At 45.4% G+C, this 18,769-nt stretch carries 16 protein-coding genes; 7 read left to right on the forward strand and 9 right to left on the reverse strand.

The window, feature by feature from the left end; genetic code table 11:
- Window positions 1-103: 103 nt before the first annotated feature.
- The gene (locus ACFWMP_RS26725) at window positions 104-1,516 is read right to left on the reverse strand and encodes a glycoside hydrolase family 1 protein (RefSeq protein ID WP_379425266.1); all 1,413 of its coding nucleotides are present in this window, start codon (window positions 1,514-1,516) and stop codon (window positions 104-106) included.
- Window positions 1,517-1,629: 113 nt separating this feature from the next.
- On the opposite strand from ACFWMP_RS26725, the gene ACFWMP_RS26730 reads away from it, so the two are divergent.
- From ACFWMP_RS26730 to ACFWMP_RS26755, 6 genes are all read left to right on the forward strand, one after another.
- Window positions 1,630-2,613: a LacI family DNA-binding transcriptional regulator gene (locus ACFWMP_RS26730; RefSeq protein ID WP_042191732.1), complete on the forward strand. Its 984-nt coding sequence runs from the start codon at window positions 1,630-1,632 to the stop codon at window positions 2,611-2,613.
- Window positions 2,614-2,691: 78 nt separating this feature from the next.
- Window positions 2,692-3,363, forward strand: coding sequence for a response regulator transcription factor (locus ACFWMP_RS26735; protein WP_042191734.1), 672 nt, complete (start codon window positions 2,692-2,694; stop codon window positions 3,361-3,363).
- Window positions 3,360-4,439, forward strand: a complete 1,080-nt coding sequence (locus tag ACFWMP_RS26740) for a HAMP domain-containing sensor histidine kinase (protein ID WP_379425269.1) — start codon at window positions 3,360-3,362, stop codon at window positions 4,437-4,439. Before ACFWMP_RS26735 ends, ACFWMP_RS26740 begins: the two co-directional genes overlap by 4 nt.
- Window positions 4,436-4,921 (forward strand): GNAT family N-acetyltransferase, encoded by a 486-nt coding sequence (locus ACFWMP_RS26745; protein ID WP_379425271.1) that lies wholly within the window; start codon window positions 4,436-4,438, stop codon window positions 4,919-4,921. Before ACFWMP_RS26740 ends, ACFWMP_RS26745 begins: the two co-directional genes overlap by 4 nt.
- A 167-nt stretch (window positions 4,922-5,088) precedes the next feature.
- The gene (locus ACFWMP_RS26750) at window positions 5,089-6,846 is read left to right on the forward strand and encodes an ABC transporter ATP-binding protein (RefSeq protein ID WP_379425273.1); all 1,758 of its coding nucleotides are present in this window, start codon (window positions 5,089-5,091) and stop codon (window positions 6,844-6,846) included.
- A complete protein-coding gene (locus tag ACFWMP_RS26755) occupies window positions 6,846-8,606 on the forward strand; it encodes an ABC transporter ATP-binding protein (protein ID WP_379425275.1) in 1,761 nt (586 codons plus the stop codon). The genes ACFWMP_RS26750 and ACFWMP_RS26755 overlap by 1 nt, the downstream gene beginning before the upstream one ends.
- Before the next feature lie 73 nt (window positions 8,607-8,679).
- Here ACFWMP_RS26755 and ACFWMP_RS26760 read toward each other — a convergent pair whose 3' ends face one another.
- The gene (locus ACFWMP_RS26760; RefSeq protein WP_042194519.1) at window positions 8,680-9,468 is read right to left on the reverse strand and encodes a TrmH family RNA methyltransferase; all 789 of its coding nucleotides are present in this window, start codon (window positions 9,466-9,468) and stop codon (window positions 8,680-8,682) included.
- A 260-nt stretch (window positions 9,469-9,728) separates the two neighbouring features.
- A complete protein-coding gene (locus ACFWMP_RS26765; RefSeq protein WP_042191745.1) occupies window positions 9,729-10,388 on the reverse strand; it encodes a potassium channel family protein in 660 nt (219 codons plus the stop codon).
- Between the two features lie 136 nt (window positions 10,389-10,524).
- Here ACFWMP_RS26765 and ACFWMP_RS26770 point away from each other — a divergent pair, with 136 nt between their 5' ends.
- Window positions 10,525-10,761, forward strand: coding sequence for a small acid-soluble spore protein SspI (locus ACFWMP_RS26770; RefSeq protein WP_042191747.1), 237 nt, complete (start codon window positions 10,525-10,527; stop codon window positions 10,759-10,761).
- Window positions 10,762-10,859: 98 nt separating this feature from the next.
- On the opposite strand, the gene ACFWMP_RS26775 is transcribed toward ACFWMP_RS26770, so the two are convergent.
- The 6 genes from ACFWMP_RS26775 to liaF form a co-directional block, all read right to left on the reverse strand.
- Entirely contained in the window at window positions 10,860-12,458 is a 1,599-nt protein-coding gene (locus ACFWMP_RS26775; RefSeq protein ID WP_042191749.1) for a peptide chain release factor 3, read from the reverse strand.
- A 1,175-nt stretch (window positions 12,459-13,633) separates the two neighbouring features.
- Complete coding sequence (gene zwf / locus ACFWMP_RS26780) at window positions 13,634-15,184, reverse strand: glucose-6-phosphate dehydrogenase (protein ID WP_042191750.1); 1,551 nt, start codon at window positions 15,182-15,184, stop codon at window positions 13,634-13,636.
- A gap of 190 nt (window positions 15,185-15,374) precedes the next feature.
- The gene (locus ACFWMP_RS26785) at window positions 15,375-16,190 is read right to left on the reverse strand and encodes a YwmB family TATA-box binding protein (protein ID WP_379425279.1); all 816 of its coding nucleotides are present in this window, start codon (window positions 16,188-16,190) and stop codon (window positions 15,375-15,377) included.
- Between the two features lie 122 nt (window positions 16,191-16,312).
- Window positions 16,313-16,966: a response regulator gene (locus ACFWMP_RS26790; RefSeq protein WP_179085807.1), complete on the reverse strand. Its 654-nt coding sequence runs from the start codon at window positions 16,964-16,966 to the stop codon at window positions 16,313-16,315.
- A gap of 18 nt (window positions 16,967-16,984) precedes the next feature.
- Window positions 16,985-18,019 (reverse strand): sensor histidine kinase, encoded by a 1,035-nt coding sequence (locus tag ACFWMP_RS26795; RefSeq protein WP_042191761.1) that lies wholly within the window; start codon window positions 18,017-18,019, stop codon window positions 16,985-16,987.
- 30 nt (window positions 18,020-18,049) lie between these two features.
- Window positions 18,050-18,697, reverse strand: coding sequence for a cell wall-active antibiotics response protein LiaF (liaF, locus tag ACFWMP_RS26800; protein ID WP_042191763.1), 648 nt, complete (start codon window positions 18,695-18,697; stop codon window positions 18,050-18,052).
- Window positions 18,698-18,769: the final 72 nt, after the last annotated feature.

The raw sequence follows: 18,769 nt of genomic DNA on the forward strand, positions 1-18,769 counted from the left end.
TAAATGAAACTTAGGTTTTGCCTGCTATGCAGTAGCAATCCTGATATCCGATTAATTGTTACTTACAAATTAACATGTTCAATTCATGATGTCAACCGGCATACTAGAACAGGTTCTGCCCGTTGGATTCAATCACTTCTTTGTACCAGTGGAAGGACTTTTTCCGGAATCTCTCAAGAGTGCCCGAGCTATCGTCATGACGGTCCACATAAATGAAGCCATAACGTTTCTTTAGTTCGGCGCTCGTTGCGCTAACCAAGTCGATGCAGCCCCAGCTTGTATAGCCCATGACTTCCACTCCGTCGGCAATAGCCTCCGCGACCTGAACCAGATGATCTCGTAAATAATTGATCCGATAGTCGTCGTTTATTACCTTTTCGCCGTTCCCATCTAATACCAGCTGATCGACAGCGCCAAGACCATTTTCCACGATAAACAGCGGTTTCTGATATCGGTCGTAGAACATATTCATAACATAACGCAAGCCTTGCGGGTCGATCTGCCAGCCCCATTCGCTCGCTTCCAGATACGGATTAGGCACCCCACCCAGCAGGTTCCCTTCTCCTCTGATCTGTTTCTCTGGATCAGCCGTTTCACAAGTGCTCATATAGTAACTGAACGATATGAAATCCACAGTATGCTTCAGAATCTCTTCGTCCCCTGGCTCAAAATGAATGTGAATCCCATTTTCTTTGAAGAACCGCTTCATATAGCCGGGGTAATACCCTCTAGCATGAACATCCGCAAAGAACATATTTTTGTGATCACTTTGCATCGCCTTGATCAAATCGTCCGGATGCGGAGTGAGCGGATAAATCGGCATGCTAAGCACCATACACCCGATTTGGAAGTCTGGATTAATCTCATGTCCGATCTTCACAGCCAGAGCACTTGCTACGAACTCATGATGAATAGCTTGATACAGATCCTGCTTACTCAATTTCTCTAACGGCGTATTGATCCCTCCACTCATAAATGGGAACTCAAGAATGGAGTTAATCTCGTTAAAGGTCAGCCAATATTTAACCTTGTTCTTGTAACGATTATATATCGTTCTCACATAGCGCTCATAAAAATCCACCATCTTACGGTTAACCCATCCATCATATTCTCTTGCCAAATGCAGCGGAGTTTCATAATGGGAGATAGTCACCAGTGGCTCGATGCCGTATTTATGACACTCATCGAATAGGTCGTCGTAAAACTGCAGACCTTTTTCATTGGGCTCCAGCTCGTCCCCTTTCGGAAAAATCCGGGACCAGGCAATAGACGTCCGAAACACTTTAAAGCCCATTTCCGCGAACAGCTTAATATCTTCTTTATATCGGTGATAGAAATCGATTCCCACCAGCTTCATATTATCGTCGGTAGGAACCTCTGTAGGCGCAGACTTAATCCCCTTCGGCATAACATCTTGGGTGGACCATCCTTTACCATCCTCCTGATACGCCCCTTCAAGCTGATTGGCTGCTACAGCACCGCCCCATAAGAATCCTTTTGGAAATTGCAATTCCATATTTCTTCCCGCCTTTGCTATTGTGATAGTATAGGATTACTGCTCTAATTCGAATCCTAAACCTTGGAACGCGTTACATGTCAAGTACTAATCATGCGAAGGAGAACAAGCCGATGTCCACTCTTGACGAAATCGCTAAACTGTCAGGCTTTTCCAAAGCCACGGTATCCCGCGTCCTAAACGAATCGCCCCATGTTAGTAAGGAGACTCGTGAGAAAATTCTCGCCATCATGAAGGAGACGGACTATGTCCCTAACCGCAATGCCATTTCTTTATCCAAAGGTCAAACGCAGCAAATCGGCATGATCACCATGGACCTAAACGAGCTTATTCTGAGCTTTATGAACAGCTTCGTCGAAATCTCCGATCATTATGGTTATCAGACGATTATTTATACTACCGGCGGGGATAAGCAGAAGGAGCTTCAGGCCTTTGAGGATCTCAAAATGAAACGAGTCGACGCCCTGCTCATCCTGACCTCCGTCAACGCACAGAATGTTATCTCTTCCTACTGCAAATACGGGCCAATCGTATCCTGGCAGCGTATGGACCATCCTGAAATACCGTCCGTTGCCATGAACCAGTATGATGGATATGCACTTGCTCTGGAGCATCTGATAGAGCGAGGTTATAAGCGCATCGCTAATGCTTTCGGCCGTCCTAGCAGCATCAATACCCACAGCAGACGCCTGGCCTATGAGCAAATCATGACCAAATATAATCTGCCCGTTATGGAGAAATGGTATTACTCTACGATTTACAGTATCCACGACGGAGAGCAGTTGCTGCGCTCCCTTATGGATGAAACAGACCGGCCAGATGCGATTCTGTGCTCCAATGATTTGGTGGCAGCGGGTATTCTCAACGAAGCACGCAGGCACAAATTGGACGTACCCGGGGATCTCGCCATCGTTGGTTTTGATAATTCAGAGCTGTCGCGAACTCTTGGAATCACGACCATTCTGAATCCGATTGCGGGACAAGCGGAGAATGCTTTTCTTCTGTTGGCTCCAGCGCTGCTTGGTAGGGACATGGAGCTGCAGCCGCTGTCGTTTCAACTAATTCAACGGGAGACAACTAGTTTGCCCAACCGCTAAGGATTTTGTCTTTAGCACTTTTATCAATTAGAATTATGGGAACAAGCGGTCAAAACCAGAACCTATTGGAGTGAAACCATGATTAAGATCCTCGTTGTGGAAGACGATAAGCATGTCAGAAAGTTGATGAACGCTGTCCTGAAACGGGAAGGTTATGAAGTGTTAACAGCCGAGAATGGAATCCAGGCACTGGAAGTTCTTGAAATCCAGCATATTGATCTAATTATTCTCGATATCATGATGCCGGGGATGGATGGTTATGAATTTGCCGAGGAGCTAAGGAATGCGAACAATATGATCCCGATCCTCATGGCCACGGCCAAACAGCTTCCAGAAGATAAGAAAAAAGGCTTTCGCCTCGGAACCGACGATTATATGACCAAACCTGTAGATACAGAAGAAATGCTGTTGAGAATACAAGCCCTTCTGCGCCGCTCGCAGATTGTAAGCGCCCGTAAGCTTGTAGTCGGTAAAATTATTCTTGATTTCGATACGTTAACAGTAACTCGAGACAATGAAAAACAGACACTTCCCCAGAAGGAATTCCATCTCCTTTATAAGCTTTTATCCTATCCGGAGCGCATTTTCACTCGAATCCAGCTGATGGACGAAATCTGGGGGATGGACAGCGAGACTACGGACACTACGGTTAATGTACATATCAACCGCTTGCGGAAACGGTTTGAAAACTATCCGGAATTCGAACTTGTGTCCGTCCGCGGTCTCGGATACAAGGCGGTGAGAAAATGATCAAAAAGCTAAGCAGCAAAATCAGTCTGCCAATCTACTTCTCGCTTGCTGTATTCATTATTTTCCTCATTACAGTGTTAATCACCGGAATTCTGACCTACTTGTCCTTGGCCTTCGGCCTACTTGATGAGCGGATTCTTCAGGACAAAAAAATTCTCACCTTGATTATACTGATCGCCTGCATTATTATCGGCACCGTCACATCAGTAATTACCAGTCGCAGAATGCTGAAATCAATCCGCACATTTATTGATGCCATTGACCAACTGGCCGGAGGCGATTTCTCCATGCGGCTGCAGCTCAAGCACCCTCCGGAATTCAAGATTCTTTCCGAGAATATTAACCGGATGGCCGAGGAACTGGGTGGCATTGAAATTCTGCGAACAGACTTTGTAAACAATTTCTCCCATGAATTCCGTACTCCGATTGTGTCGATTAAAGGGTTCGCTGAAATCCTGAAGGATGACGAGCTGAGTAAGGATGAACGGAATGAATATCTGGATATTGTTATCGAGGAATCTACCCGTCTGGCTACACTGGCCTCCAATGTATTGAACCTCTCCAAAGTGGAAGCACAGGCAATATTAACCGACCGGCAGCCCTTCAATGTCGGAGAACAAATTCGCCAATGTGTCCTGCTACTTCATACTAAACTTACGAAAAAGAATATTTCCTTCAAAGCAAACGTACAGGACTATATGGTACCTGGGAATAAAGAGATGCTGAACCAGGTCTGGCTGAATTTATTGGACAATGCGATTAAATTCACTCCCGAGCACGGCGAAATCGAAGTTACTATGAGGCAGTTGAAAGATCAGGTTGAAATTACGTTCCGTGATAATGGAGCAGGCATCAGTCCAAGTGCACTTCCCAAGGTCTTCGACAAGTTCTATCAGCAAGATACCTCTCACTCTACTGCCGGTAATGGCCTGGGACTTACGATTGTCCGAAAAATCATTGAGCTGCACGGCGGAACCGTCACCTGCGACAGTGTTCCAATGCAAGGAACCACTTTTACCGTGCTGCTCCCCGATTTTAAAAAGGTAAATAAAGAATTGGGGGTTACCAGTAAATGAGTGTACAATTCAAAAAACTGAGCGGCTTTAACCGGGGAATTCTCCTTGAATTATTGACAGATGCGTATTCATTTGATCGCAGATATGAACAAAGCTCTATTTCTGATTGGCAGGATTTTGACAACTTTTTCTTTGACCATTTACAAATTGCAGATAAATATGCTTTTATCACAACTGTAAATGATGAACCCATCGGATTTGTGGTGTGGGACCCGAGAAACATGCCTGAGTATGCAGAAATTGGGCATAATTGCATTGCTTCAAAACATAAAGGCAATGGCTATGGTAAAATCCAGCTTCAAGAGGCAATTAATAGAATCACCCAGAATGATGTAACAAAAATTATTGTAACCACGAATGACGATTTAACCCCTGCTCAACGGATGTATGAAAGTGTTGGATTCACAATGTATCAAAAAAGGAAAAGTGAAACTGGCGCAGACTTTATTAAAGAATTCATAGATTATGTGTATTTTTTATAAAATGCTAATGTGTTCAAGTATATCTGCTCAAACAGAAGAGACCACCCCAAGCAGTCATTCTATGGCTTAAGGGACGGTCTCTTCTTTCTTTTCATAGCAAAAGTTAACTTTCAGTTTATCATTCTCCGTTAAGATCATAGCAACGATAATGCAAAGGAGTCATTCTTATGTTGAAATTACTCAAGAATCTGGAACCCAAAGAATGGTTCTTATTCGGTATCAGTCTCATGTTCATTATCGCTCAAGTCTGGCTGGATTTAGAACTGCCTGACTACATGAGTGATATTACCCGGCTGATCCAGACACCAGGAAGCGAAATGAATGAAATCCTTGTCGCAGGCGGTTGGATGCTACTCTGTGCTCTTGGCAGTCTGGCGACCTCGGTTGTTGTAGCGGGCATTGCTGCAAGAATAGCGGCCGATTTGTCTGCAAGACTGCGTTCCAAATTGTTCGATAAGGTGCAGTCCTTCTCCATGGAGGAGATCAGCAACTTCTCAACGGCCAGTCTAATTACCCGTTCCACGAATGACATCACGCAAGTACAAATGCTGATTGTGATCGGCTTACAGCTACTTGTGAAAGCACCCATCCTCGCAGTGTGGGCGATACTCAAGATTTCGGGCAAAAGCTGGGAGTGGACTCTTACGACAGGTGCCGCGGTCGCATTGCTAGTAGTTATTGTCGCAGTCTGTATCGTGCTCGTCCTGCCGAAATTTAAAAAGCTGCAGCTGCTTACAGATAATCTGAATCGTGTATCCAGAGAGAATCTTAACGGTCTTCGTGTCATCCGGGCGTATAATGCCGAGGAATATCAAGAACAGAAGTTCGCTGTAGCTAACAACGAGCTTACCAGTACCAACCTATTTGCCAACAATGTGATGACCCTATTGATGCCGAGTATTACTTTGATTATGAGTGGACTCAGTCTCTCCATCTATTGGGTGGGTGCAGTGCTCATTCAAGCAGCTGGGGGTACTGCCAAGATGAGCTTGTTCTCAGATATGATCGTATTCTCATCTTATGCCATGCAAGTGGTTATGGCCTTTATGATGCTGATTATGATCTTTATTCTACTGCCCCGTGCTCAAGTATCGGCTAAACGTATCAATGAAGTGCTAGACACAGTACCTAGCTTGAAGAATGGATCAGTAACTCAATTCCCTGTGAAGAGAGAAGATGAGATTGAATTCAAGGGGGTTAGCTTCAAATATCCAGATGCAGAGGAATATGTGTTGGAGAACATCAGCTTCACGGCGAAGCAGGGGGAGACGGTTGCTTTTATCGGATCTACAGGCTGCGGGAAAAGTACACTTGTTAACCTCATTCCCCGTTTCTATGATGCTACAGAAGGCGAAGTGCTGGTAAATGGTATTAATGTCAGAGAATACGACCAGCAAGCGCTGCGGAATAAAATGGGCTATGTCTCTCAGAAGGCTGTTCTATTTGGCGGAACAGTGTCCTCCAATATTGCATTTGGTGAGAACGGATCCGGTCAGGTCCTCAGTTCAGATATTGTAGATGCGGTGTACACTTCCCAATCCTCTGAATTTGTAGAAAAGCTAGAGGGGAACTATGATGCCCATATCGCCCAAGGCGGTACGAATCTGTCTGGCGGGCAAAAACAGCGGTTGTCGATTGCCAGAGCGATTGCCCGGCGTCCAGAAATATTAATCTTTGACGATTCTTTCTCCGCGCTTGACTATAAGACTGACCGCAAACTGCGCAGTGAGCTTAAGAAAGACGCGCATGATTCAACGATGCTGATCGTTGCACAGCGTATTGGTACGATTAAAGATGCCGACAAGATCATTGTGCTGGAAGCCGGACGAATCGCAGGTATGGGAACCCATGACGAACTAATGCAGTCCTGCGACGTCTATCAGGAAATTGCTTATTCTCAGCTTACGAAGGAGGAGCTTGCATAATGAAAACCAAAAATAAAGGCCAGAATACATGGAGCAAGCTGCTCCGCTACTGCCGTAAATATGTTCCGGTTATTGTGATTGCGCTAATCTGCGCGGCAGCTGGAACGGTGCTCACGTTATTCGGCCCGGACAAACTCTCTGAGATCACCGACAAAATTACAGCTGGTCTTGCCGGCAGCATCGATATGGACGGCATTACTACCATTGGCATTACCCTCGTCGTAATTTATGGCGTCGGTGCGTTGTTGTCACTCTCGCAAGGCTTGATCATGTCGATTATTACCCAGAAGGTCTCGAAGAAATTAAGAACTGATCTGGCTCATAAAATGAACAAACTTCCAATCTCCTACTATAATAAATCGGCCACAGGTGATATTTTATCCCGGGTAACGAATGATGTAGATACCATCGGGCAATCGATGAATCAGAGTATTGGTAATGTCGTAACCGCCTTTGCTATGTTCGTCGGTTCGATCGTCATGATGCTGAAGACCAATGTAATTATGACCCTTACCGCTATCGTGGCAACGATCATCGGCTTTGGCCTTATGGTGGTCATTATGAAGAAATCGCAGAAATATTTTGCTAGCCAGCAGGAGTATTTAGGTAAAATCAACGGTCATGTCGAAGAAGTGTACACAGGACATAATGTAGTTAAAGCGTATAATGGCGAAGCGCAGATGCGCACTACCTTCCAGGAATTAAATCAGGGACTGAAGAACAGCGCCTTCAAAGCACAATTCCTCTCTGGGCTGATGCCACCCCTGATGGGCTTTATTGGTAATCTTGGATTCGTTGCCGTCTGTATCGTTGGAGGTGTACTCGCCATGAACGGTACGATTTCATTTGGGGTTATCGTCGCCTTCATTATGTATGTACGTTACTTTACCCAGCCGTTGTCTCAGATTGCCCAGGCCGCGCAGAGCCTGCAAGCTGCATCTGCAGCTGGCGGACGCGTGTTCGAATTTCTGGAGGCTGAGGAAATGGAAGACGAGAGTCACAAAGAGAACACACTGCCAACTGCTAAAGGTAAAGTGAAATTTGACCAAGTACAATTTGCGTATGAGACTTCAGAAAAACTGATTATCAATAACTTCTCGACAGATGTAAAACCTGGGCAAAAAGTGGCGATCGTTGGTCCTACCGGCGCAGGCAAAACTACGTTGGTCAATCTGCTCATCCGGTTCAACGAATTAACGGGTGGAGAAATCTACATCGATGATACGCCGATCAGCAGCCTTACGAGAGAGAACATTCATGATCTGTTCTGTATGGTCCTGCAGGATACCTGGCTGTTTGAGGGTACCATCAAAGAGAACCTGATTTACAATCAGCAGAACATTACAGACGAGAAGCTTATAGAGGCTTGCAAGTCCGTTGGCCTGCACCGCTTCATTAAATCCTTAAGTGACGGATACAACACCGTACTGAACGATAAAGTTAATCTGTCCGCCGGACAAAAGCAGCAGCTGACCATCGCTCGCGCGATGCTGAAAGATGCGCCGATGCTCATTCTTGATGAAGCTACAAGCTCGGTGGATACCCGTACAGAGCTGCTGATTCAGCAGGCAATGGATAAGCTTATGGAAGGCAGAACCTCTTTCGTTATCGCACACCGGCTCTCAACGATCAAGAATGCTGATGTGATTCTGGTCCTGAAGGACGGCGATATCTTGGAAAGCGGCAGCCACGCAGAATTGCTGGCTCAGAACGGATTCTATGCAGAGCTCTACAATAGCCAGTTTGAGCAGGCTTCTTAAAAACGACAAAAAAACTGCAACTCAATCATGAGCTTGCAGTTTTTTTATCGTCCGTTCCTTTTTTATAAGCAGCTTATGCCTCTCGCTGTCTCATTCCCTCAAACAGCAAAATCGTCGCCGCCATCGCCGCATTTAGTGATTCAGCGCGGCCTGCCATCGGGATGATGATACTCTTGTCCACGAGTCGCGCAGTTTCCGGCGAAATGCCTTTGCCCTCACTGCCAATCAGCAACCACTGACTGCCGTGAAAATCATGCTGATAGCACGATTCTTCTCCCTGCAGCGAAGTACTTACCAGCAACGCCCCGCGTTCCCGGGCCTGTGGCAAAATCTCACTTAAATCTCCCTCCACCACCGGGAGATGAAACATCGAGCCCATCGTGGAACGAATGGTCTTCGGATTGTAGAGGTCGGCACAGCCTTGGCCGAGGATCACTCCGTCTGCTCCCGCTGCATCCGCGCTGCGGATGATGGTGCCGACATTACCGGGGTCCTGGACACCGTCCAGGACAACTACCAGGCTGTCCTTCTTCGCTAGGATAGCCTCTACCGCCTGCTGTTCCTTCCGCACGATGGCGAACACCGGCTGCGGTGTATTAGTGCTGCTGCATTTCGAGATGATCGCCGCTGTTACGCCGATCACATCCATGCCCTGAACGGACTGAAGAAGCCCCTTCAGTTCAGCGGGCATTCCCTTGTCCAGGTCATAAGCAAGGCATTCCACATCTGCTTCAGCCAGCAGCGCTTCCTGTACCAGATGAACGCCTTCTACGATATATTTACGAGCCTTGTCACGGTGCTTTTTCTCCTGCAGCCCGGCCCACTCTTTAACCCGCGTATTTTGCGGAGACATGATTTCCATAAAGTCTTCCTTTCTTATGCCTTGCCAGTTATTCTTGCTCTTATATTTTTTGCTCTTTATCTTTATTCTTCTTCATTTCTAATCCCATATAAACCTGATGATTACGTTATGGAGAGGAAATTTGGAACTGTGGGAGCGTAGCGCTCGCCTTTGTCTCGGGATTTTATCCGCAGCAAGCGGTTCAAATCAAAAAATCTGGAGACAACAGCGACCGGAAGTCCAACTTTCCTCGGAATAACGTACTCTATCAGGACACTCACCTACTGATACGCGATCTCCAGCTTCGTCAGGTTATCTTTATGCCCAACGATTACAAGGATATCCCCATCGATCAAGCGATCCTCTGCGCGAGGGGAGATGTTCATCTCTTCACCTTGGCGAATAGCCATTACGTTACAGCCATATTTTGCACGGATATCGAGCTCCTGTAGATTTTTCCCGATCATCGATCCGGATACCTTCATGTCCAAAATACTATAGTCAGGCGACAGCTCGATATAATCTAATATATTAGGCGAAGCCAAATGATGCGCAACCCGCATTCCCATATCCCGTTCAGGATAAATCACCTTGTCTGCACCGATTTTCCCTAATACTTTGCCGTGCAGCTCACTTTTTGCTTTTGCGATAATTGCTGGTACACCAAGGTCCTTCAGGATTAAAGTTGTAAGAATGCTTGCTTGGATGTCCTCTCCAATAGCCACAACCACCACATCAAAATTGCGAATACCAAGTGCGCGCAGCGCTTCTTCATCCGTTGAATCTGCAGATACGGCGTGTGTTACTATATTTGAAATCTCCTGTGTCCGCTGCTCGTCCGCATCAATCGCAAGTACGTCAAACCCCATACCGCTGAGTGCTCTCGCAACACTGGATCCGAAACGCCCCATGCCAATGATGGCATATTGTTTTTTGGCCATGTCTTATGTACCTCCCGTAGCATTTCTATATCTAAAACAGTATAGCATACACAAACAAAAACTTGAATTTCCAGCACCTATACAGGGTACATTAAAACGAAGTGAATATCACTATATTTCAAAAAGGAGGTACTTTATGTCGGTTACTATTGACTTACGCCAGGCGATTATTCATAAAGTGCATGGTCAATCTGAAGAAGATTTGCGGCATATGATCGAAGGCTCGGTAGACGGACCGGAAGCAGCACTCCCGGGACTTGGCGCCGTGTTTGAAATGATATGGAAGGACTTAGACACCGCTAAGCAAGATAATTTGGTTTCTATGCTCCATGATCACCTGGAGACGATTACTCCCGGGAATATCACGTCATAACTAGCCGCAACTAGTCAAAAACCTCCGCTTTCCCATTGTGCAGTTGCACGCTGAAGGCGGAGGTTTTTATTAACAATCAGAAAGTTGTAGCTTCCTTACTATAGCAATGCTTTTGGAGCCATCTCTAGGAACGTAGCTGTCGGGTTCTTATCCATCGCTGTCCGCATAGCATATTCATTCTCGAACAATACGACAAAATTGCCCTTCTTATCTGTAACGAGCGTAGAGTTAATACGGAACTTACTCGCATCCGGTTTAGCCTCATCTACGATCCAACGCGCGAACTGGTATGGCATACGCTGCAACTGAACATCCACACCATATTCACCCTTCATGCGGTACTCGAACACTTCAAACTGCAGTTGTCCAACTACACCGAGCAGAATATCGTCAAAGTTAACCGTACGGAATACTTGAATCATACCCTCTTCAGTCAGCTGATCGACACCCTTTTGGAACTGCTTCGATTTCAAAGCATTTTTAATACTCACTTTAGCAAAAATCTCTGGTGAGAATGTTGGCAGCTCATCGAATTCCAAATCTCCGGCCTGACTCAGTGTATCTCCAATTCTAAAAATACCTGGATCAAACAACCCGATAATATCTCCCGGATAAGCTTCCTCTACGATATCACGGTCTTGCGCTAAGAATTGTTGCGGCTGGGCCAGCTTAATGTCCTTACCCGCACGTACATGCTTCACGCTCATACCTCGTTCGAACTTCCCGGACACAATACGTAGAAAAGCAATCCGGTCACGGTGAGCCGGGTTCATATTAGCTTGGATTTTGAACACATAGCCAGTAAACTTCTCGTTCATTGGTTCTACCAAACCTGTAGTACTACGGCGTGGTTCAGGCTTCGGTGCCAGATCCAAGAAATTATCGAGGAAAGTCTGTACGCCGAAATTGTTGATTGCACTACCAAAGAACACAGGTGTGAGTTCACCACTTAGTACTTTTTCATAGTCAAAAGCATCGCCTGCTACATCCAGTAGCTCCAGATCCTGACACAGTTGATCATGCAGATATTCCCCAGCCATTTCACGAATGATTGGATCACGATATCCGTCAACCTTTTGCACCTTGATTACGGAGTGATCGTCACCTTGGAACAGCTCCACCTGATTCTTCATCCGGTCATATACGCCGCATAGCTCACGTCCACTACCAATCGGCCAGTTCATAGGCACAGAGCGAATACCCAGTACCTGCTCCAGCTCTTCCATTAGATCAAACGGACTGCGTCCTTCACGGTCCAGCTTATTGATAAAAGTAAAGATTGGAATCCCACGTTTAGCACATACCTGAAACAGCTTGGTCGTTTGGGTTTCCACACCTTTTGCCACGTCGATAAGCATGACCGCACTATCCGCTGCTGTTAGTGTACGGTAGGTGTCCTCACTAAAGTCTTGGTGACCCGGTGTATCCAAAATATTCACGCGGTGATTCAAATAATCAAACTGCATCACAGAGGAAGTAACAGAAATCCCCCGTTGCTTTTCAATTTCCATCCAGTCACTCGTTGCATGCTTGTTCGCCTTACGGGCCTTAACCGTTCCCGCCAGACGGATAGCACCACCGAATAACAGTAGTTTTTCTGTTAAAGTTGTTTTACCCGCATCCGGGTGGGAAATGATCGCAAAGGTTCTGCGTCTGTCCACTTCCTTTTGCAGCTTCTGATCTATTGCTTTGTTCATTACACATATCCCTTCATATATAAAATTCCTGCTTCTGCTTCAATTACACTGGGGTTATCTTCAAATCGGTGCTCTGCTCATTGTTCATACCCCTTCATTTCTGAATGAATAGCTATCTTAGGTCTAGCTCCAGTCCGCTTCAAGTGAAAGCATCCTCTAAAGTATATCAAAATCCGGCAGACATTATCTACTAAAAAGCTTTTGCAGCAAAATATCTCCCAAATCAGGTCTATATCCTGTTCACCAGTTCCCATTGTTCAAGAAGAAAAACGCCTGTCTGCGTCCTTATTGCACTTTTTCCCTAATAACAAGCCCATTCCAGGGTGATTCAGGGCAGATAACAGCGCTAGCTCGTTTACGTTACCGGAGGCACACTGTATTCGGTTTTTCGCATACATTTGGTTCGTTTACGTTACTGGCGGCACATTGTATTCGGTTTTTCGCATACAATCGGCTCGTTTACGTTACCAGCGGCACATTGTATTCGGTTTTCCGCATACAATCGGCTCGTTTACGTTACCGGCGGCACATTGTATTCGGTTTTTCGCATACATTTGGCTCGTTTACGTTACCGGAGGCACACTGTATTCGGTTTTTCGCATACATTTGGTTCGTTTACGTTACTGGCGGCACATTGTATTAGGTTTTTCGCATACATTTGTCCGTAAGCTCGACTAAAACATGCATTTTGGAGGATAAGGTCCGTTCGATCGTCCCAAAGAGGTGTGTGTTAATTGAAAACAGGGCTCCCCATGGCCCCCCGTTGAATATAGGCCCCTCCCTTGATTTCGTTTCACATTTCTCCGCAGTCTCTTATAGTAAAATAGTTGTATTTCCTACACTTATAAGAAGTATTAGCATTTCCAATCGCCTTTAGTTGTATTTGATGCAATTAAAAATTCAATGTGCTAGCTATTCGGCCTTATGCGGAGAAAATAGTTGCAGAGAATACACTTAAAAGACTAATTTCCACCCAATATGTGATTTTAATTGTACAAAGTGCAGTTATTTTAAAAATGCTCCTGTCGCCCGAGCGGCATTTGGAGCCAGAGTGGCCTAGGGGGCTGAGTGACCTTGTTGGCCCAAGCGACCTGGGGAGGCTGAGTGTTCTCTAATCTCAGCATTACAAAAAATCTCCCTGCATCCTCTGCAGGGAGATAGCATTAACGCAAAGTTTAGTTATTCTTCAGCCATACTACATTATCTTCTTCCTGACCGTTTACCGGCCACCAATGGAAGCCATCCTGAGCAAGCAATTGATCCGCTTCAACCGGACCCCAAGTGCCAGCAGGATAAGCAGATAGATCACTCGACTCTTCTTTCCAAGCCTTCGCAATACGATCCACGAACGACCATGCTGACGATACCTCATCCCAACGAGTGAAATAAGTGGAATCTCCACGTGCCGCGTCATGCAGCAAGCGCTCGTAAGCTTCCGGGGAATTGATTCCAACCAAGCAGCTCTGACAGAAGTCCATAGCTAGTGGTTGAATTTCAGACTCGGAACCCGGCTTCTTGGCATTAATCTTTACATAAATGCCTTCCATAGGGTTCACACGGATAACAAGCAGGTTAGGCTCCAGCGTATGCTTTTGTCCCAAATAAACATTGGTTGGCATTCCCTTGAACTCAACTACCACTTCCGTTGTCTTCACCGGTAGACGTTTACCTGTACGAATATAGAAAGGAACTCCAGCCCAGCGGAAGTTATCTACAAACACACGGGCAGCAAAATACGTCTCAGTACTCGATTCAGGATCAACCTTATCTTCCTGACGATAAGCAGGAAGGGTCTTTCCATTATGCAAGCCTTGAATATACTGTGCTCTCACGACGTTCTCACGAACTTCGTCAGATGTACCATAAGGACGAAGTGAACGAAGTACCTTCACCTTCTCGTCACGAATATCTTCTGCAAGCAGACGGCTTGGTGGTTCCATTGCGATCATAGTCAGCAGTTGCAATATATGATTCTGGCCCATATCCCGTAACGCTCCAGCATGGTCATAATAACCACCACGCTCTTCAACACCTACGGTTTCGCCAAGTGTAATTTGAATATTGGCAATATGCTTATTATTCCAAAGCGGTTCGAAAAAAGCATTTGCAAAACGAATGACTTCGATATTCTGAACCATTTCTTTACCAAGATAATGATCGATCCGGTAGATCTCCTCTTCCTTGAATACCTCACGGATCTGCTCGTTCAGCTGCTCAGCTGACTCCAGATTATATCCAAAAGGCTTCTCGATGACGAGGCGATTCCAACCTGTGCTATCCAGCATGCCGCCAGCCTTAAGGTTGAATGAGACACTGCCGAACAATTCAGGTGCCAGCGCAAGATAGAACATCCGATTGCCCGGAATTCTAAACTTCTCTTCAAGAGCTTCTGTTTGAGCTCTTAATTCACGGAAGCCATCAATATCGTTGATGTCCAGAGATTTGTATTCAAAATGCTGTACAAACTCATTCCATTCGTTCTCTTCTCCCGCTTTATAACGGCAGAATTCAAGGATGGATTCCTTCACATCACTTCTAAATTCTTCCTGAGTACGCGGGCGCCGCGCCACGCCAATTACCGCAAAATCATGTGCCAGCTTACCTTCACGGTACAAGCTGTAAATCGCCGGGAAAAGCTTACGCCGGGCTAAATCTCCGGTTGCCCCAAAGATAAAAAAGACAGCACCGGGTGTGTGCAGTGCATCAAGGGTTTGATTTTCAGCCATGGCTCCTCATCTTTCTGTATGTAATATAGTTTATTGACATTCTCAGCGTCGAGAAAACGACGTTATGTCATTTTAGCATATTCCTAAAAAGGATGCTATCAGATTCCTGACAAATACTCTCGGGATTTCGCAAATTTCAATTAAAATTTCTTATTACTATTTATATCTTCGCTTATAATAGAGGGATTTGTCAGTATTCGATGGTGATTAATGGAAAACCAATGGTTAGGCGATTCGTCCCATTTTGATCTTCCTGATGCACTGCGATTTGCGCTGAAACCGAATGGTTACCGCTAACTATAGAGCGTTTCAAATCAGGAATTGAATACGTACGGCTAACTGTTGCTACATCCTTATAGTTCTCTTTCTCACTCACGGTTTTAAACTGCTCTTTAAGTGACCCTTCCGTTTGCGACAATACGCCTTCTGGTCCTCCTTGTTGATCAGCGATTCCTTGAAGAGATGCATTCCACTCTGCCTTGATGTTACTTTGTTCTAGATTTGTACTTACTTCATCAGCAAGCCCCTGAAAGCTAGCTTCATCCTTTAAATCAGCTGTATCTAACGTCACAATAACATAACTATTTCCTTCTTCAAGCTCACTCCAAAATAAGGAGAGACGTGATCCATATGGTTTTACCGCTGCTGAACGATAGGTCATATGCCCATCTTCATCGATTCCTGACGGTACTGTCAATCCAAGGCGGGCGCTAAGCTTAGCCACTTCAACAGAAGGATCATTGTAACCACTGATTGCCCCTTGCCATTTTAAGACGATACGCAGTGGTGAACCAGATACCGTTGTTTTCGTCCCGAGATCTATTAAACTCATCAGAGAACCATTCAGTTCCGATGTTACTGATGCTTGTGAAACAACTTCGTCTTGATCGATTGATTTTGCTTTAGCACTTTGAAGGTTTACCAGTAGAGCTACAATGCAGCACAGGAATAATAATATAAAAAGAGTCCCTTTTTTTGTTCCATTGTTCAACATAGTCTTCAGCATAATTTATTCTCCCTTTCGAACCTCTCTAGCAATCTACTAGACAGTATGTACGAATTAGGAGATTCTAAACCTGGTCCATCATTAAAAAAAGACTGAAGCAAGAGGCTTCAGTCCTTTGGTTTCTATTCAGCTAGTCCATTTTTATATGCATAAATTGCTGCTTGGGTCCGGTCTTCCACACCCAGCTTCGCGAGAATATTCGTTACATGAAATTTCACAGTCTTGATCCCAATAATTAGTTGGTCCGCGATATCCTGATTCGATTTACCTTGCGCCAGCAGACGTAATACTTCCATCTCGCGCTCCGTAAGCTCTTTATAAGCAGGGGATTCACCCTTTGCATTGTTTCGAAAACGATTCATCATTTTAGAGGCGACCTGTGACTCCAGTACAGACTGGCCTCTTGCCGCAGCGCGTATGGCATCTGCCACTTCACTAGCTCGTGAGGTCTTTAGTAGATAACTGAACGCACCTGCTTCAATCACCGGATACATTTTTTCATCATCCAGATAGCTTGTCAACACAATAACTTTGATTTCGGGATACTGCTTCATTAAGTGTTTGGTCGTTTCAATCCCATCCATCCCATCCATTACGAGATCCATCAGGACTACATCCGGATTGTACTCTTGTGCCAGGCGGATACCTTCCTCACCACTTCCAGCTTCCCCTACGACTTCAATTCCGTCTTCAGTACCTAGAACAGCAGCTAGTCCGATCCGTACCATTTCATGATCATCTACAAGCAATACCTTAATGGCTTCCTCCATCTCCATGGTCACTCTTTCCTCCTATTATTCATTGACTAACGGAACGGTAATTTCAATCCGCATTCCTTTACCCGGAGCGGTAATAAACTGAATGGAACCTCCGATTTCATTCATCCGCTCCTGCATATTCGACAAACCGTAGGAAGTTTGTTTACTATCATCCAATTCAAAACCAATCCCATCATCACGGAGCGTCAAACGAACCGTATCTCCTCGCCGATGCAGCCTGATTTCCATCTTTTCTGCTTTCGCATGACGAAGCGTATTGGAGATTGCCTCCTGCACAATACGGAATAAGTGATTCTCTACCCCTTTTAGCAATTGTACATCAGGGTCCATCTCGAACACGATTTCAATCGGAACCTTAACCTTAAGTTCCTTGATCAACTCCTGCAGCCCCTGCTCTAATCCCTTACCTTCCAAATAAACAGGTCTTAAATGAAGCAATAGTGCTCTCATCTCTGATTGGGCTACAGCAGACATTTCTTCGATAAGTGCAATTTGCCGTTGCGCCTTGTCAAAATCCTTCTCCAGCGTCCGGCCTACAGCCGTGGCGGTCATAGAGATCGCGAACAACTGCTGTGAGACTGCATCATGCAATTCACGCGCAAGCCGCTGGCGCTCTTCCATAATAGCAGATACTCGTGCTTGCTCCGCGAGCTTCGCGTTATTTGTAGACAATCGCTGCAGTGTTGTCACTTGGTTTTCCCATTTTCCACTAATTCGGCCTAATTGTTCTCCGAGCCTTCCCAGCTCATCGTCACCCAAGTCAGGCATAGATAGCGTTAAGTTTCCCTTCTCCCACAATACGAGAGTTTCTCTCAGGCGTTCCAACTTTCGCTTTACTCGGAAGCTCTGATAGAAACCAAAGCCAACCCCGAACCCCATGGGCAGCAGAATTAGAGTAAATGCCGTGCGTAATCCAATCATCCAGCTTTCAAAAGGCTTTAAATAGCCATATGTATACATGGTGTACAATATCACAAGCAGCATGACAAAAGAGAACAGAGCCCCCTCACCCATACTGCGTGACATCATATTTTTGTTCTTTTTATCCATACGGGGACCCTCCCTTCTGTATCAAACTAATCAGGATAATCGCACATCCAAATCTCCCATCAAATAAGACACACTAAACTTTACCTTATATTCACTGCTCTCATAGTTAGGGGACTTCCAATTCAGACGGTTTAGCATACCAGTATCGCGCCCATTACCGAATTCAATCGATCCAAAAAGCACAAAGGCTTCTATTTCCACACCATAATCATCTGACAATTGAATGTCCATATCACCAAAGATTCCTTGAAACAGCATAACCGTTTCCTTTTGCTCCGCCATAGCCAGTGAAAGATCAAGATCGGCCTCTCCAAGGATATGCCATGAGCTGAGGCTATGCATCACCCAGGGTGAGCGATCCCAGTCAAATCTAGACGAAAAGTTTTGCTTCTGCATAAACCCTTCCTTACGCTGAACTCTTTTGGATTTAGTAAAAAACATCCCCAATGAAATCAAACAAATCCCCAGCACGAGCACCAAATGATCCAGCAAAAGTAATATAGCGCCAATCCCGAGCAGCTTATAACCCTGCTTCACTTTTCCTGACGTCGTGCGGTAGACTCCTAGGAACAGGAATAGAAGCGCGACAATGGAGAAAAAGCCGAGCCATCTACCAAAAATCATCATGCAGCCAACACCGATCAGTCCGATGGCAATCAAACGGTTTCGTTTATCCATTTCGCACCTCCTAAAAGTTTTGCGTAGCAAAACTAACTTCGTAAGCAAAACTACAACCATCAATATATTATA

Origin of the sequence: Paenibacillus sp. NPDC058367 (assembly GCF_042723305.1) — a bacterium.
Taxonomy (GTDB): Bacteria; Bacillota; Bacilli; order Paenibacillales; family Paenibacillaceae; genus Paenibacillus_AQ.